This is a genomic window from Ruegeria arenilitoris (assembly GCF_013030985.1).
In the GTDB taxonomy this organism is placed as follows: Bacteria; Pseudomonadota; Alphaproteobacteria; order Rhodobacterales; family Rhodobacteraceae; genus Ruegeria; species Ruegeria arenilitoris_B.
The window spans coordinates 752,388-768,875 of record NZ_WPYP01000001.1; the positions used below are offsets into that span (position 1 = coordinate 752,388).

13 protein-coding genes are annotated in these 16,488 nt (G+C 61.2%); 7 read left to right on the forward strand and 6 right to left on the reverse strand.

Annotated elements, in window-relative coordinates; all coding sequences use genetic code 11:
- Positions 1–41 precede the first annotated feature (41 nt).
- Both GOX88_RS03705 and GOX88_RS03710 read left to right on the forward strand, forming a co-directional pair.
- Positions 42–1,706, forward strand: coding sequence for a tetratricopeptide repeat protein (locus GOX88_RS03705; protein ID WP_170399349.1), 1,665 nt, complete (start codon positions 42–44; stop codon positions 1,704–1,706).
- On the forward strand, positions 1,703–2,377 hold the full coding sequence (locus GOX88_RS03710) for an SH3 domain-containing protein (RefSeq protein ID WP_170399352.1): 675 nt from the start codon (positions 1,703–1,705) through the stop codon (positions 2,375–2,377). Before GOX88_RS03705 ends, GOX88_RS03710 begins: the two co-directional genes overlap by 4 nt.
- On the opposite strand, the gene mfd is transcribed toward GOX88_RS03710, so the two are convergent.
- Both mfd and GOX88_RS03720 read right to left on the reverse strand, forming a co-directional pair.
- Complete coding sequence (gene mfd, locus GOX88_RS03715; RefSeq protein WP_170399355.1) at positions 2,374–5,829, reverse strand: transcription-repair coupling factor; 3,456 nt, start codon at positions 5,827–5,829, stop codon at positions 2,374–2,376. The two genes, GOX88_RS03710 and mfd, sit on opposite strands and share 4 nt — an antisense overlap.
- A 21-nt stretch (positions 5,830–5,850) precedes the next feature.
- Positions 5,851–6,375: a component of SufBCD complex gene (locus tag GOX88_RS03720; RefSeq protein WP_170399358.1), complete on the reverse strand. Its 525-nt coding sequence runs from the start codon at positions 6,373–6,375 to the stop codon at positions 5,851–5,853.
- 119 nt (positions 6,376–6,494) lie between these two features.
- Here GOX88_RS03720 and hemB point away from each other — a divergent pair, with 119 nt between their 5' ends.
- The 4 genes from hemB (at position 6,495) to GOX88_RS03740 (ending at position 11,351) form a co-directional block, all read left to right on the forward strand.
- Complete coding sequence (hemB, locus tag GOX88_RS03725) at positions 6,495–7,493, forward strand: porphobilinogen synthase (RefSeq protein ID WP_170399360.1); 999 nt, start codon at positions 6,495–6,497, stop codon at positions 7,491–7,493.
- A gap of 142 nt (positions 7,494–7,635) precedes the next feature.
- The gene (locus tag GOX88_RS03730; protein ID WP_170325122.1) at positions 7,636–8,211 is read left to right on the forward strand and encodes a YSC84-related protein; all 576 of its coding nucleotides are present in this window, start codon (positions 7,636–7,638) and stop codon (positions 8,209–8,211) included.
- A gap of 173 nt (positions 8,212–8,384) precedes the next feature.
- Positions 8,385–10,847, forward strand: a complete 2,463-nt coding sequence (locus tag GOX88_RS03735; RefSeq protein WP_170399363.1) for a penicillin acylase family protein — start codon at positions 8,385–8,387, stop codon at positions 10,845–10,847.
- A 108-nt stretch (positions 10,848–10,955) separates the two neighbouring features.
- Entirely contained in the window at positions 10,956–11,351 is a 396-nt protein-coding gene (locus tag GOX88_RS03740) for a nuclear transport factor 2 family protein (RefSeq protein WP_170399366.1), read from the forward strand.
- A 3-nt stretch (positions 11,352–11,354) separates the two neighbouring features.
- Here the strand turns inward: GOX88_RS03740 and hflX are convergent, their stop codons facing one another.
- From hflX to trkA, 4 genes are all read right to left on the reverse strand, one after another.
- Positions 11,355–12,626: a GTPase HflX gene (gene hflX, locus GOX88_RS03745; protein WP_170399367.1), complete on the reverse strand. Its 1,272-nt coding sequence runs from the start codon at positions 12,624–12,626 to the stop codon at positions 11,355–11,357.
- Positions 12,626–12,865, reverse strand: a complete 240-nt coding sequence (gene hfq / locus GOX88_RS03750; RefSeq protein WP_010440340.1) for an RNA chaperone Hfq — start codon at positions 12,863–12,865, stop codon at positions 12,626–12,628. Before hfq ends, hflX begins: the two co-directional genes overlap by 1 nt.
- A gap of 124 nt (positions 12,866–12,989) precedes the next feature.
- Positions 12,990–14,528, reverse strand: a complete 1,539-nt coding sequence (locus tag GOX88_RS03755; RefSeq protein ID WP_170399368.1) for a TrkH family potassium uptake protein — start codon at positions 14,526–14,528, stop codon at positions 12,990–12,992.
- The gene (trkA, locus tag GOX88_RS03760) at positions 14,528–15,904 is read right to left on the reverse strand and encodes a Trk system potassium transporter TrkA (RefSeq protein WP_170399369.1); all 1,377 of its coding nucleotides are present in this window, start codon (positions 15,902–15,904) and stop codon (positions 14,528–14,530) included. Before trkA ends, GOX88_RS03755 begins: the two co-directional genes overlap by 1 nt.
- Before the next feature lie 96 nt (positions 15,905–16,000).
- Between trkA and GOX88_RS03765 the strand changes: the two genes are divergently transcribed.
- The gene (locus tag GOX88_RS03765) at positions 16,001–16,483 is read left to right on the forward strand and encodes a hypothetical protein (RefSeq protein ID WP_170399370.1); all 483 of its coding nucleotides are present in this window, start codon (positions 16,001–16,003) and stop codon (positions 16,481–16,483) included.
- Positions 16,484–16,488: the final 5 nt, after the last annotated feature.

Genomic DNA, 16,488 nt, shown 5'->3' on the forward strand with positions numbered 1-16,488 from the left:
GAATCCCGCTAACCTTCCCTTGATCCGAGGGGAGGTTTTCAATGCGTTACGATTACGATCTGGGTTCTTATTCCTGTCCGGTCACCACATCCTCGCCCGAGGCGCAGCTCTGGTTCGACCGGGGCTTGATCTGGACCTACGGCTACAACCACGAAGAGGCCGTGGTCTGTTTTCAGCGCGCGGCTGAACACGACCCGGGTTGCGCCTTGGCCTTTTGGGGCATCGCCTATGCGGCAGGTCCGAACTACAACCTGCCTTGGGATTTGCGTGACGCGCAGGGACAGCAAAAGGCGCTGGCACAGGCCTATGATGCGGCGCAACAGGCGCTGGCTTTGCTCGACAGATGTACTCCGGTCGAACAGGCCCTGATCCACGCCCTGCCCGCCCGATACCCACAGCGCGACCCGATTGAGGATATGCACCGTTGGGATCACGATTTTGCCGATGCCATGCGCGCAGCCTTTGCCGAACAACCCGATCATCTGGACCTGCGCACCATTTATGTCGAGTCTTTGCTGAACCTGACCCCCTGGCAGATGTGGGACCTGAGCACCGGCAAACCCGCCAAGGGGGCCGCCACGCTCGAGGCGCAGAAGGCGCTGGAAGACGCGATGACCAACGACCCCGCCGCCATGTCTCATCCGGGTTTGCTGCATCTCTATGTTCATCTGATGGAAATGTCCCCGACCCCGGAAAAGGCGCTCAAGGCCGGGGACGTGTTGCGTACGCTGGTGCCCGACGCGGGGCACCTGGTGCATATGCCCACCCATATCGACGTGCTGTGCGGGCATTACCACAACGTCGTTTACTGGAACGAAAAGGCCATCGAGGCCGATCTGAAATATTACGAGCGTGAAGGAGCGTTCAACATCTATACCGGCTACCGCCAGCACGATTATCATTTTGTCATCTATGGCGCGCTGTTTCTGGGACAGATGGAACCGGCCCTGCGCGCAAATCAGGGGATGTGGGACACCACGCCCGAAGACATGCTGCGCATCGAAAGCCCTCCGATGGCGGATTACTTCGAAAGCTACATGTCGATGGGCCCGCATATTCTGGTCCGGTTTGGTCGGTGGGAAGAGGCCAAGGCGCTGGAGCTGCCGTCGGACCCCGACCTCTATCGTACGCTGACCGCGACCACCCATTATGCCCGTGCCATCGCCCATGCCGCCACCGACCAGGTCGCCGAGGCGGAGGCCGAGGAGCAACTTTTCCTCTCCGCCAAGGCCTGCGTCCCCGGAACCCGCCTGCTGCACAACAACCGGGTTGTCGATCTGCTGGAAGTCGCCCGGGAAATGCTGCGCGGAGAAATCGAATACCGCAAAGGCAACTATGAGATTGCCTATGCCCATCTGCGCCGCTCGGTCGAATTGGACGACACGCTGCCCTATGACGAGCCATGGGGCTGGATGCAGCCCACCCGCCACGCTCTGGGGGCGTTGCTCTTCGAGCAGGGGCATACGGACGAGGCCGAAGCGGTCTATCGCGAGGATTTGGGGTTAGGCGGCACGCTCAGCCGCGCCTCGATCCATCCGGATAATGTCTGGAGCCTCAAGGGCCTGCATGACTGCCTGAAAGCGCGTGGTGAAACCATTGAGATCGTGCAGGTCAGACAACGGCTTGATCTGGCGCTGGCCCGGGCTGATCGCGCCGTCGGGGCCTCGTGCTTCTGCGCCCAAGCTGCAATGAGGGCTGCCGAATGAAATACACCCTGCTATTGGCCGCCCTGCTCTGCGGGCCCGCACTTGCGGATCGGCAGTCCTTTCCTCCGGTCGATCAGGCCGCGCAGGACCCCTCGCTGGTGGCCTTTCGCGATGCACTTTTGTCCAAGGTGGCCGCGCGAGATACTGAGGCAGTGGTCGCCATGGCCTGCCCGGACATCTACCTGAGCCACGGCGGAAACGGCGGCCCTCTGGAATTGCGCGCCAATCTGATCCTCGACCCGGAAACCCTGTCAGAGGAGTACCGCAACGACGCGGATGCCCTGCGTGAGGCATATTGGTCCGATCTGGAAAACACACTCTCCCAGCCCGGTTATTTCGACGATGAGGGCGAGTTCTGGATGCCACATCAGTGGCAGATCACCTTGCCCGCCTCGCTGGACCCGTTCATGGCTTACTATATCACCGGATCGGATGTATCCCTGCGTCAGTCGGCCGACCGCAACGCGCCGACCTTGGGCCTCATCAGCTACGAGATTGCAATCATCCGCGATTTTCAGGACGGCGCTGAATATCAACAGGTGCTGCTAACCGACGGAACGCAAGGCTTCATGCACAACGATTACCTGTGGCCCATGACAGGCCACCGCGCCGCTTTCGTGAAATCGGATGCGGGCGAATGGCAGCTGTGCACCTTCGTCAGCGGCGATTAGGCCTTGGCCTTTTTCTTCTCGGCCACAACCTTTTCCGCCAGATCGCGGGCGATGGCAAACGCGCCTTTGATCTTGTCGCTGTCTTTCTTCCAGTCGCGGCGCACAACGATCTTGTTGTCTTTGACCTTGGCCAGCCCGCGCTGATTCTGAATGAACTCGACCAGCCCCTGAGGCGATGCGAACTTGTCATTGTGGAACTGGATCGTCGCGCCTTTTGGCCCGCCGTCCAGCTTGGCAATGCCCGCGCGTTTGCACATGGCCTTGATACGCACGACCAGCATCAGCGTGTTCACTTCTTTCGGAAGAGAGCCGAAACGGTCGATCAGTTCGGCCGCAAAGCCTTCCAGTTCGACCTTGGTCGAAAGCGACGACAGGCGGCGATAGAGGCCTAGACGCACGTCTAGATCGGGCACGTAATCCTCGGGGATCAGAACCGGCACACCCAGATTGATCTGCGGCGCCCATTGGTCATCAGCGTCGGACAGCCCCTCCATCTCACCGGCTTTGATCTTGGCAATCGCCTCTTCCAGCATGGATTGATAGAGTTCGTACCCCACGTCGCGCATCTGGCCCGACTGTTCCTCGCCCAGCAGGTTGCCTGCGCCCCGAATATCAAGGTCTTGGCTAGCCAGCGTGAAACCAGCCCCCAGCGTATCCAGTGAGCCCAGAACGCGCAGGCGCTTCTCGGCCGTGGCGGTCAGTTTCTGGCGCGGCTTGGTGGTCAGATAGGCATATGCCCGCGTCTTCGAGCGCCCCACCCGGCCGCGGATCTGATAAAGCTGCGCAAGGCCGAACATGTCTGCACAGTGCACAACCATCGTGTTAGCTGTGGGAATATCCAACCCGCTTTCCACAATCGTCGTGGCCAGCAGCACATCGTATTTACCGTCGTAAAACGCGTTCATCCGGTCGTCGAGTTCTCCTGCCGCCATCTGCCCGTGGGCCACGACATAGGTCAGCTCCGGTAGTTGGTCCTTCAGGAATTCCTCGATCTCGGGCAGGTCCGCGATGCGCGGGACCACATAGAAACTCTGCCCGCCGCGATAATGTTCGCGCAGCAGCGCCTCGCGGATCGTGACCGCGTCGAACTCGCTGACATAAGTGCGGATGGCCAGTCGGTCGATGGGCGGCGTGCCGATGATCGACAGATCGCGCACACCGGTCAGCGACAGTTGCAACGTCCGCGGGATCGGCGTGGCGGTCAGGGTCAGGACGTGGATATCCGAGCGCAGCTGTTTCAGGCGTTCCTTGTGGCCGACGCCGAAATGCTGCTCCTCATCGATGATGAGCAGCCCAAGGTTGTTGAACCGTATCCCCTTGGCCAACAGCGCGTGGGTCCCAATGACGATATCCACCGTGCCGCGCGCCAGCCCGTCTCGGGTCTGTTGCGCTTCTTTGGCGGATACAAAACGCGAAAGTTGCCGGACCTCCAGCGGGAAACCCCGGAAGCGTTCCTTGAAGGACGCCGCGTGTTGGCGGGCCAACAATGTGGTCGGCGCAACAACCGCCACCTGTACGCCCGACATCGCCGCGACAAAGGCCGCGCGCATGGCGACCTCGGTTTTGCCAAAGCCGACATCGCCGCAGATCAGGCGATCCATTGGCGCGCCGGAGTGCATGTCCTCCATGACCTCGGATATCGCGCGCAGTTGGTCGTCGGTTTCCTGATACGGGAAGCGTGCGCTGAATTCCTCCCACGCGTGCGGCGGCGGATCCATAACCGGCGCTTTGCGCAGCGCACGTTCAGCAGCGATGCGGATCAGCTTATCCGCCATCTCGCGGATCCGCTCTTTCAGCTTGGCTTTCTTGGCCTGCCATGCACCACCGCCCAGACGGTCCAGCAACCCTTCGTCGTGACCGTATTTCGACAGCAGTTCGATGTTCTCGACCGGAAGATAGAGCTTTGCCTGCTCGGCGTATTCCAGCAGCAGACATTCATGGGCGGCACCGGCGGCGGTGACGACCTCCATCCCCATGTAACGCCCGATGCCGTGGTCCACATGCACCACCAGATCACCGGGGCTGAGGGATTGGGTCTCGGTCAGGAAATTCTCGGCCTTGCGGCGTTTCTTGGGTTGGCGGATCAGACGGTCGCCCAGCACGTCCTGCTCGGCAATAACCGTCAGGCCGGGGGTTTCAAACCCGTGTTCCAGGGCCCAGACAGCCAGATGCAACCCGCGTTTTCCGACGCGCGTACCGTCGGTGACTGGGATGGCCTCGGCCAGACCTTCGTCCTCAATCAACCCGGTCAGGCGTTCTCGTGCACCTTCGGAATAGGACGCAATCAGCACCGGACCCTTGGCCATCTTATCGGTGATATGGCTGGCAAGGGCTCCAAACAGGCTGATGCTTTCCTGCTGGCGCTCCGGTGCAAAGTTGCGGCCAATCCGGCCGCCCGCATCGATCACTCCGGGACCGCTGGCCTGCGGCAGAGGGCTGAATTGGAGCACCCGCTGATCACCCACCGCCTGATCCCACGCGGCATCGTCCAGGTACAGCAGACCGGGCGGCGTGGGCTTATACACAGTGTCCATGCGCGAGCGGTTCTCTAGCGCCAGCCGCCGGGTTTCATACTGATCGGCGATCGTATCCCAGCGCGCAAGCCGCGCGGGCGTGACCTGATCGTCCACCGTGATCGTCGCATCCGGCAGGTAGTCGAACAGGGTTTCAAGTTTCTCATGAAAGAACGGCAGCCAGTGCTCGATGCCCTGATGCTTGCGGCCCGCGCTGACCGCTTCGTACAACGGATCGTCGGTGCCCGCCGCACCGAATTCGATGCGATAGTTTTGGCGGAACCGGGTGATGGCCGCGTCATCCAGAATAACCTCGGAGACCGGGGCGAGTTCCACCACCTCCAGTTTCTCGGTCGTGCGTTGTGATACGGGATCAAAGCGGCGCGCCCCGTCCAGAACGTCGCCAAACAGGTCCAGACGTACGGGGCCGGATTCACCGGGCGGGAAGATATCGATGATCCCGCCCCGGATGGCATAGTCTCCGGGTTCCATCACCGTCGGGCTTTGGGTGAACCCCATCCGCACCAGAAAGTTCCGCAGCGCGGTTTCATCGACGCGGTGGTCCACGCGCGCGGTGAACGCAGCCTCTCGCAGAACGTCACGTGCCGGCACCCGCTGGGTCGCGGCGTTCAGAGTGGTCAGCAGTACGAACCGGTCCGGCATCTGATGCACCAGCGCCGCCAGCGTCGCTACGCGGGCCGCTGCGATATCCGCGTTGGGCGAAACCCGGTCATAGGGCAGACAATCCCAGCCCGGAAAAACAAAGACCGGCATGTCCGGCGCAAAGAAGGCCAGCGCAGCACGCATCGCCTCCATCCGCTTGTCATCGCGGGCGACATGACAAACCGGCCCGCCGGAACGCGCGATCTCGTTCAGGACAAGCTGCGCGTCAAACCCCTCGGGGGCGCCGCCAACAGTTACGTGGTTCGGAGCCGTCATCGCCTAGCCTTTCCGAATTTTCTACCCCAGAACCCCAATCGAGAAGTTCTGATACATACCCCAAAGCGACGTAATCAAAATCGAAATCATACCAATAATCTGCGTGTAGATTCGGCAACGTGTCAAAACCTTGCCGACGAACTCCAGCGATCCGTCACTGCGCCGCAATTTATGTGCGGCCCTGATGTTGATGAGCGTCACCAAGCACATGGGGAACAGCAGTAGGAACACGGCCTGGGCAAACTCGACCCCATAATAAAAGCCAAGCATCGCCAGACCAGTGAAGAAGAAGCAGCTCAACCCCAGAATGATCAATCCGGACTTTTCGACGAGGAACAGAATACGGTTGCCGTTGATCCGGACGATATCCAGCAAATCCTGCTCGGTCTGCCCGCCGACCCGGCGGGCGCGTACCAGCAGATCGAACGGCACACCCATCGCCCAGTGGCTTGCCGATGACCACAGAACGGCCAGAACGATCCAATACCACAGATTCGAAAAGCTGCGCATGTCGATGATTTCGAAAAGCGAAGAGTATAAGTCCAAGCGTCAGCCCTTTGTTCCCAGTCCTGATGGGCTTTTTCGCATAGGTGCGTTGATCCTAACCCTTGAGACCACGTGGAATTCATGCCACCCAATGCGAGAATATTCAAGGAGAGCGCGACATGAAACCGACCATCGCCCCCTATCCCCTGACCCGGTTCCGCCGGGCGCGCCAATCACAGGCTGTTCGCGGGCTTGTCCGGGAAAACACGCTGACCACGGATGACCTGATCTGGCCGGTCTTCGTGCGCGACGGCGAAGGGGTTGAAGAGCCTGTTCCCTCAATGCCCGGCGTGGTGCGCCGCTCGGTCGATTTGATCACCAAGGCCGCGGCCGAGGCGCAGGCGCTGGGAATTCCGGCCATCTGCATCTTTCCCTACACCGATCCCAGCCTGAAGACCGAGGATTGCGCCGAGGCCTGGAACCCCGAAAACCTGTCCAACCGCGCCATCCGTGCGATCAAGGCGGCGGCGCCGGACATTGCGGTGATGACCGATGTCGCGCTGGACCCTTACAACATCAACGGGCATGACGGTTATGTCGTCGATGGCGAAATTGTGAACGACAGGACGGTCGAGGCGTTGGTCAAGATGACCCTCGCGCAGGCCGAAGCCGGGGCCGATATCATCGGCCCGTCCGACATGATGGACGGCCGCATCGGTGAGATGCGCAAAGCGCTGGAATCGGCCGGACATCAGAACGTGATGATCCTCAGCTATGCCGCGAAATACGCCAGCGCCTTTTACGGGCCGTTCCGCGATGCGGTTGGCGCCTCGGGCGCGCTGACCGGCGACAAGAAGACCTATCAGATGGATCCGGCCAACTCGAACGAAGCCCTGCGCCTGATCGAACGCGATCTGACCGAGGGTGCCGACATGGTGATGATCAAGCCGGGGATGCCCTATCTGGATATCTGTCGCCGCGTGAAAGACACCTTTGGCGCGCCGACCTATGCCTATCAGGTGTCGGGCGAATACGCGATGATCCAGGCCGCCGCGCAGAATGGCTGGATCGACGGCGAAAAGGTGATGCTGGAAAGCCTGCTGGCGTTCAAGCGTGCAGGATGCGACGGCATCCTGACCTATTTCGCGCCCGAGGTCGCCCGTATCCTGCAGGGCTAAAACCCCTAATTGTCGCAATTTTTCGCCGATTGTGATCTGCGGCCACGCAGCTTTCCCGTGACACGCAGCCGCAATCGGCGTATTCTCGCACATAAGATCGGGAACAACCGACATATCAGGCAGCAATACAGAGAAAAAAACCATGAGCAGTTCCAACGCACCCCGACTGAGCCGTCGCGGCTTTGCCTTTGGCATGGCCGGTTTGACGGTGACCGCAGCCTGCGGCAATGGCGTCGGCAGTTCCAACGCAGCCAAAATCGACGCCCGCGTCGATGCCACGCTTGCAGAGATGTATGCAAAATATCCCAACACGGTTGAGATCGCCAACAAGGCCACCGGCATGTTGGTTATGCCCCTGATCACTGACGCCGGATTAATCTTCTTTGGCGGCGCCTACGGCCAGGGCGCGTTGCGCATTCAGGGCGCAACGGTTGATTACTATTCCGCAGTTTCCGGTACCGCCGGTCTGCAAATCGGCGCCCAGCAATATGCACACGTCCTGTTCTTCATGACGCAGGACGCACTGAATGATTTCCGCCGCTCCAGCGGATGGACCGCCGGTGCCGACATTGGCTATGTCGTTGATGCAACAGGAAGTTCCCTGTCCACGGACACAACGACGCTGCGTTCGCCAGTGTTGGCGGTCGTATTCGGACAAGCCGGTCTGAAATTCGGCGCCACGGTCGAAGGCACCAAATACACACGGATCATTCCATAACTCCGGGCTACCACGCGCCCCTCGAACGATCCCCGCCAACAGCCCCACTGTGGCGGGGTTTTTCATTTATAGTTCTGTAAACACGAATATTCCCGGGCTGTTCCTCTTTCGGTCAGCCCGGCCATCCACTAATCTTGCCGAAATCGGAAATGGATCGGGATTAAAGGCCACAAATGGGTTTCGTTTTTCGCTGGCTGTTGCGTCTTACAACAGGTCTGGTCCTGCTGACACTTGCCGCTGTGGCACTGGTGTATTTTCTGGCCAGTCAATCGCTGCCGGACTACGATCAGACGGTCGAAGTCAATGGTCTCAGCGCCCCGGTCGAGATCATCCGCGACACGGCAAATGTCCCTCATATTCTGGCCGAGAACGACCCGGACGTGTTCTTTGGGCTTGGCTATGCCCACGCGCAGGACCGCCTGTGGCAGATGACGGTGATGCGCCGCACCGCTCAGGGCCGCCTGTCCGAAGTGTTCGGCACCCGAACCCTTCATATCGACAAGCTGCTGCGCCGTCTGGACCTGTACGGGCTGGCGCACCGCTCGGTCGAGGTACAGGACGATTACACCAAGGCCGCACTGCGGGCCTATGCCGCCGGGGTGAACGCCCGACTGGACGAGATCAACGAAGCTGCCCTTGGCCGTGGTGCACCCGAGATGTTTCTGTTCAACGCGCCCGTGTCCCCGTGGCAGCCCGGCGACAGCATAGCGGTGATCAAACTGATGAGCCTGCAACTGTCCGGCCATCTTGAAGACGAAGTGCTGCGGGCCCGCACGTCGCTGATATTGAACGATCCTGCGCGGCTGGCCGATATCCTTCCGGATGTTCCGGGCGCCGGTATCGCAGCCCTGCCCGAATACGCCGCGCTGTTTCCCGGCCTGCCCCGCTATGCCCGCGGCACGCCGATGCCCGACAGCCCGCTGTCGCCCTTCCCGAAACGCGGGTTGGCCGGGGCGTCTAACGCCTGGACCGCGGCACCTTCGCGTTCGGCCAGCGGTGGCACCTTGCTGGCCAACGACCCCCATCTGGGCCTCACCGCGCCGGGCATCTGGTATCTGGCCCGGCTGGAACTGGCCAAGGGCGGCGTGATCGGCGCGACCGTTCCCGGCATTCCTGCCATTATGGCCGGGCGCAGTGACCGGCTGGGCTGGGGTCTGACATCCTCGTATCTGGACGATCAGGATGTGCATATCGAACGACTGAACCCCGAAAACCCCGAGGAATACCTGTCGCCGGACGGCTACAAAGAATTCCGCGCCCGCCCCTCGATCATCGAGATCAAGGATGAAGCCCCGATCACCCTGACCCTGCGCTGGACGGAAAACGGCCCGGTCCTGCCCGGCAGCCACTATAATCTTGAGACGATCACCCCGCCGGGCCATGTCGCGTCGCTGTCCTGGACGGCGCTCAGCCCGAGGGATACGTCGATGACGGCCTCGATGGCGCTGATGAACGCCGACAATGTCCGGCAGGGCATCGACGCGGCCGAGCTGTTCATCGCACCCTCGCAAAACCTGTCACTTGTGGACAAGGACACGATCGGTCTCAAGCTGATCGGCGCCATGCCGAAACGCGATCTGCGCAACCAAAGCCGAGGCCGCATCCCGACGCCGGGCTGGCTGGCCGAAAACCTGTGGCAGGGCCGCCTGCCCTATGCGGACAACCCGGAATTCGTCGCCCCAGTGGGGGGTATTCTGGGCAACACCAACAACAAGATCATCGACCGCCCCTTCCCTGAACATGTGTCCTATGAATGGGGCGACACCCAGCGCGTGCACCGCTGGGAACGCCTGATGCAATCGCGCGAGGTCCACACTCGCGACAGCTTTATCGAGGCGCAGCTGGATACCGTCAGCTTCACCGCCCGTTCACTGCTGCCGCTGATCGGGGCCGATTTGTGGTTCACCGGAGCCTCTGCCCCCGAGGGCACGCCCGAACGCCAGCGCCAGATCGCCCTGTCCCTGCTGGCCGAGTGGAATGGCGAGATGAACGAACACCTGCCAGAGCCGCTGATCTATGCCGCATGGTTGCGGGCGTTGCAGATCCGGCTGATCTCGGATGACCTCGGCCCGCTGGCTGCCGAATACAAGCATGTCGAGCCGCTGTTCATCGAACGTGTTTACCGCGATATCGATGGCGCATCGGTCTGGTGTGACGTGCGCCAGAGTGCTCCGACTGAAACCTGCACCGACATGGCCCGGCTGGCGCTGGACGACGCGCTGATCTGGATTTCCGAGAACTATGGCAGCGCACTGGAATCCCTGCGCTGGGGCGATGCGCATCAGGCCACCCATGATCACCCGGTTCTGGGTACGGTTCCGGTGTTGCGCTTCTTTGTGAACATCCGCCAATCCACCAGCGGCGGTGACAACACCCTGCTGCGCGGGCGTACTTCGGGTGAAGGCAAGAACCCGTTCCTGAACGTCCACGGCGCCGGCTATCGCGGGGTCTATGATTTTGCCGACCCGGACAGTTCGGTCTTCATCACAGCCACCGGCCAGTCGGGCCATTTCCTGTCGCGCTATTATGACGATCAGGCGCAGTTGTGGCGGCGTGGAGAGTATATCCCCATGTCGCTGGACCTTGATCTGGCGCGCGCCGCCGCCGTTGGTGTGACGAACCTGATCCCGCGCTGATTTCGCCTGTTTCGGCAGGACCTTGCCCCTTTTTTCGGGTGACGTGGACGCCGACCCGCCTTTTCGCCTACGATCTGGGCACCAACGGGTTGGGACCAGGGGGCACAAATGGCAAGTATACGGGATAGGCTGAACAATCTCGCACGCGACTACGCTATCGCCTGGAGCTCGGGCGACCCGAATGCCGTCGCCGATTTCTTTGCGCCTGACGGGCAGATTTCGATCAACCGGGATGAGCCCGTGGTCGGCCGCGCGGCGATTGCCGAAGTGGCGCGCGGATTCTTTGCCGACTTTCCTGATCTGGAACTCAGATGCGATATGCTGCGATGGGCCGGTGCACACGCGATCTTTGTCTGGACCCTGGAAGGCCACCATAAAGAAACCGGCAACCTTGTGATCACCCGCGGCTGGGCCGAGTGGGAGCTGACCGCGGACCACAAAATCCAATCCTCATCCGAATGGTTCGACGCGGACGACCATCAAAGACAGATTGACGGGGCCTGACCCCTAAAGCGCCGCGAACTGCGCCGCCTGCTTATCGGTCCACAGCACGGTAATCTCGAACCCATCCTCGGTCTGCTTTTCGGACCGCACCACATCCTGCCGGAACAGCCACGCGCGTTTGTTGCCCTCGGCAAAGCTCAGTGTCAGCGTCTCTTCGTGGCGCGTGCCCTGCAGCTTAGTGGCAACCTCGGTCAGCAGAGGGTCAACGCCCTCACCGGTCACCGCCGAGATGGCAAAAATCGATGGATCCCGATCCGCGCGTTTGAAGGCGGCCTCACGCTCATCCTCGTTCAGCAGGTCAATCTTGTTCCAGACCTCAAGCCGGGGCCGTTTGTCATCGACACCCAACGAGGTCAGGATCGCCTCGACATCCTGGGCCTGCGCATCGGTTTCTTCGTGGCTGATATCCCGGACGTGGACGACGATATCGGCGCCCAGAACTTCCTCCAGCGTTGCCCGGAAGGCGGCGACCAGTTCCGTCGGCAGGTTCGAGATGAACCCCACCGTATCCGACAGGATCACCTCGGGGCCATCGGGCAGTTCGACCCGGCGCATGGTTGGGTCCAGCGTGGCGAACAGCATATCCTTGGCCATCACCTCGGCCCCGGTCAGGCGGTTGAACAGCGTGGATTTACCCGCGTTGGTATAGCCCACCAAAGCAACAATCGGATACGGCACCTTGGCCCGCGCCGCGCGGTGCAGCGTGCGGGTCTTGACCACTTTCTGCAATTGCCGCCGCAGACGGACCAGTTGTTCGTCGATTGCGCGGCGGTCGGCCTCGATCTGCGTTTCACCGGGACCACCGACAAACCCCAAACCGCCCCGCTGACGTTCAAGGTGGGTCCAGGCACGCACAAGGCGCGTGCGTTGGTAGCTAAGCGCCGCCATCTCGACCTGCAGCACACCTTCTCGGGTGCGGGCGCGGTCGCTAAAAATCTCAAGAATCAAACCGGTCCGGTCGAGGATTTTGACCTTCCACGCTTTCTCGAGGTTGCGCTGCTGAACGGGCGATACCGGGCCATCGATCAGCACCAGTTCGATCTCGTTGTCGTGCAGCCGTTCGGCCAGTTCCTCGATCTTGCCGCTGCCAAACAGCAGCCCAGGCTGGGCGCGTTGCAGGCGCACGATCTCGGACCCGATCACATCCAGATCGGGCAACGCGGCGGCCAGTGCCACCGCCTCTTCCAGCGCCGGTTCAGGGACACGGCGCTGTTCATCTGATTTGATTTCCGGATGCAGCACCCAAGCCCGGGTGCGCGTCCTGTCATGTTCCATCAAGAGGCGTCTTCGCCCTCATACAGGCTGATCGGCTGCGACGGCATGATGGTCGAGATCGCGTGCTTGTAGACAAGCTGCGACTGTCCGTCGCGGCGCAGCAGCACGCAGAAATTATCGAACCAAGTGATCACGCCCTGCAATTTCACACCGTTGATCAGGAAAATTGTGACCGGTACCTTTGCTTTCCGTACATTGTTCAGGAACGCGTCCTGAAGATTCTGTCTGTCCGAAGCCATATTTTATTATCTCGCCGTTGTTCTTGCTACGCGCTGCGGACCAACGCGCTCCCTCTGGCTGAGTATGGAGTGGAGTTAACCGAGTTTCCAGATCAAAAATCAGGCATTGCGCAACTGTTTAATCTTAGTCCCGCCAGAGGCTTGGCGTAATCAATGCAATGATAGCCAGCGTTTCCAGCCGCCCGATCACCATCGCCGCGCACATGGTCAGCTTGGCCCCGGCAGACAGGTCCACGACCCGGATCGGGATATCCGTCGCCAGTTCGATCAACGGACCCGTGGTGCTGAGCGACGCGACAGTCAGCACCATGGCCTGCTCGAATCCCGCCCCCATCAACCCAAGCAACAGGTTGAACAGCGCCGCCGTCAGGGCGAACATCATCAGAAAGATCCACGCGATGAACGCGCCGTCGCCTTGGATGCGCCTGTTGCCGCCGCCCTCGCCGCTAACCGATGAGGGATAGATCAGACGGTCAATCTCGCGCGCGCCGTTCAGGTACAGCGCGAACACCCGCAGCAGTTTGACCCCACCTGCGGTGGTCGCGACACCGCCGCCGATCAGGGCCAGCCCTATCAGGATCAGCCCGGGCGTACCCAGCCCCGAAAGCTGCTGTGCGTCATTCCAGTTGGCGCTTTCAAACCCGGCAGTGGTCAGAAAGGACAACACCGTAAACCCCATGCCCCAAAACACCTTGACGGCATCGGTCGGATTCAGCGTGCCGCCGATTTCGTTGACCCCGGCCCACACGCGGAAGAACAACAGCGTGGCAACGGCAATCACGATCAAAAGGCCGATCCGGAATTCAGGGTCCTTGTCCAGCCGCGAATACCCCGTTGTGGCGGTGTCGGTGGAAAAGGTCAGCCGCGACAGGGCGAAGAACAAGAACAGGAACAGGATCGCCTCACCTGTGATACCGGCTTGCGCCCCCTCCAACCCGCCAACTGGCGAAATACCGGACGTGGCCATCGTGGACATGGCATGGCAGATGGCGGTCAGCCCCTCTTCACCCGCGATCAGCAGCAGCAGCCAGATAACGGCCGTCAGCCCCGCATAAACCGGCGTCAGAGTCTGCGTCACCCGGATCAGGCGCCCGCGCGGATCGACCTTTTCGCTTTGCGCCACCCCCGAGACCGGACGGCCCGGCTGCCCCCGCGCAGTCACTTCGAACCCGCCCAAGGACAGAGGTGCCAGGATCGCCGCCGCCGCGATCCACATCAGCAGACCCCCCATCCAGCCCACCAACGCGCGCCACAGATGCAGCGGAGCGGTCAGGCGGTCGGGATCGGGAAAAATGTCGGCACCCGTGGTCGTCAGCGCGCTGACCATATCGAAATAGGCGTTCAGAAACGTCGTGTTCCCCAAGGCATCATGCAGCGGAATGGCAAGGAAAAGCGGCAGGACAGTGAAACAGCCCAACAGCACCGCCAGTTGCCCCAGCGTTCCCCGGCGAGGTACCCGGCTGGACGACGCCATCGCAATCGTCGCCACGACGAACAGACCCAACAGACCCGAATAGAAAAACGACCGCGAGGCATCGTGATTGTTCAGCGCCAGCGCATAGATCGCGGGTATCCACATGGACAAGGACACGACGCCCCAGATCAGCAGAAACAGCGGCAAGCGCCGCACCAGCCCGATCCGTTGTGTCCCCGCGCGTATCATCAAAAGAAATCGATCGAAACCTGCATCAACCGCTCGACCTCGGGGACGTCCTTGGCCATGGCAAATATTGCCAACACGTCTTTTTCCTCGATCCGCAGGCTACCGGTGGGGCGCAACAAGTCATCGCCCTTGCGCACCGCACCCACCAGAACGCCTTCGGGAAAGTCGATATCGCGCAGTTTCTGGCCGGCCATGGGCGAGGTTGAAAGCACTTCGGCCTCGATCACTTCGGCCTCGGCATCGCCGATGGAATAGACCTGACGCACGCGCCCATGGCGGATGTGACGCAGGATCGAGCTGACCGTTGTGGCGCGCGGGTTGATATAGGCGTCGATCCCAAGCGGCCCCATCAGCGCCACCATGCTGGGGTCGTTGATCAGCGCAATCGCCAGCGCGCAGCCCTCGGCCTTGGCGCGCACGGCGGCAAGCATATTGGCGCGGTCGTCATCGGTGACCGCCAGCATCGCATCCGCACGCTCAATCCCGGCCTCGCGCAGCAAGGCCGCATCCAGACCGTCACCGTTCAGAACAATGGTGCGCTCCAGCGCTTCGGCGGCCAGTTCGGCACTGTGGCGGTCGCGCTCGATAATCTTGGCGCGCACGCGGCTTTCGCGTTCTTCCAGCGTCCGCGCAACCTCGAGCCCGACATTGCCACCACCCACGATCACCACGCGGTCCTGTTTCTTTTGCGTCTTGCCAAAGACCTCCATCGTGCGGTCCACGTCTTTGACATTGGTAAAAACATAGCATTCGTCGCCAACAAACAGCTGGTCCTCGGATTCCGGGGCAAACAGGCTGCCGTCGCGCCGGACGCCCACGACAATCGAGCTGAGCGTCGAAAACAGATCCGTCAGCTGGCGCAAAGGTGTGTTGATAATCGGGCAGTCTTCGTCAATGCGGATGCCCAGCAACTGCGCCTTACCGTCCATGAACATCTCGGTGTCAAAGGCCGACGGCGCCGACAGGCGGCGCATGGCGGCGGCGGCCACCTCACGCTCGGGGCTGATCACCACGTCGATGGGCAGGTGGTCGCGGCGGTAAAGGTCAGAGTGGATCGCCTCGAGGTAGGATTTCGACCGCAAACGCGCGATCTTGCGCTGGATCGAGAACACCGAGTGCGCCATCTGACAGGTGACCATATTCACCTCGTCCGAATGGGTTGCCGCGATGATCATGTCGGCGTCTCGGGCCCCTGCCCGGTCCAGCACGTCCGGATAGCTGGCGAACCCGGCGATCCCCTGCACATCCAGCGTCTCGGTCGCGCGGCGCACCAGGTCGGGGTTGTTATCCACCACCGTTACGTCGTTGAGCTCGCCCGACAGGTGCCGTGCAATCTGCCAGCCAACCTGACCGGCACCGCAAATTATGACCTTCATGTTTTTGGCCCTTCTGCCTGAATTCTTTGAATGACAGATGCCCCCAAAGCGGTCAATTGAATTGTCATACCCGCAAAGCTAAGGCAAGATAAGCCCATGAAATCAGTACTTCGTTTGCTTATTCCGGTGATCGCGCTTTCTGCGTGCAGCGGCCCGCTTCCGCTGTATTACCGCGAGGGCGAAAGCGTATCGCGCATGCAGACTGAAACCACGCAATGTCAGGTTCTGGCGCTTGAAGATGTCCCGGTGGCCAATCAGGTGCGCCAAAGCCCACCCACCTACTGGCCTGGCCGCACCTATTGCGACAGCCAGGGGCGGTGTCACCGCACACCCGGCTGGTGGCAACCCGGGCGGGTTTATACCGTCGATGTCAATCAAGGGTTGCGTGATCAGGTCGAAGCGCAATGCATGGCCCAAAAGGGATTTCGCCCGGTCAGCCTGCCGCCCTGCAAGCAGAACGTAAAATCACGGGTACAGGCTGCGCCCACGACAACACTGCCGCCGCTGAGCACCGAGTCCTGCTACGTGAAGTTCGACAACGGGTCGTTCCAGATCATCACACCCGGTCAGGCCGGATAACGGTC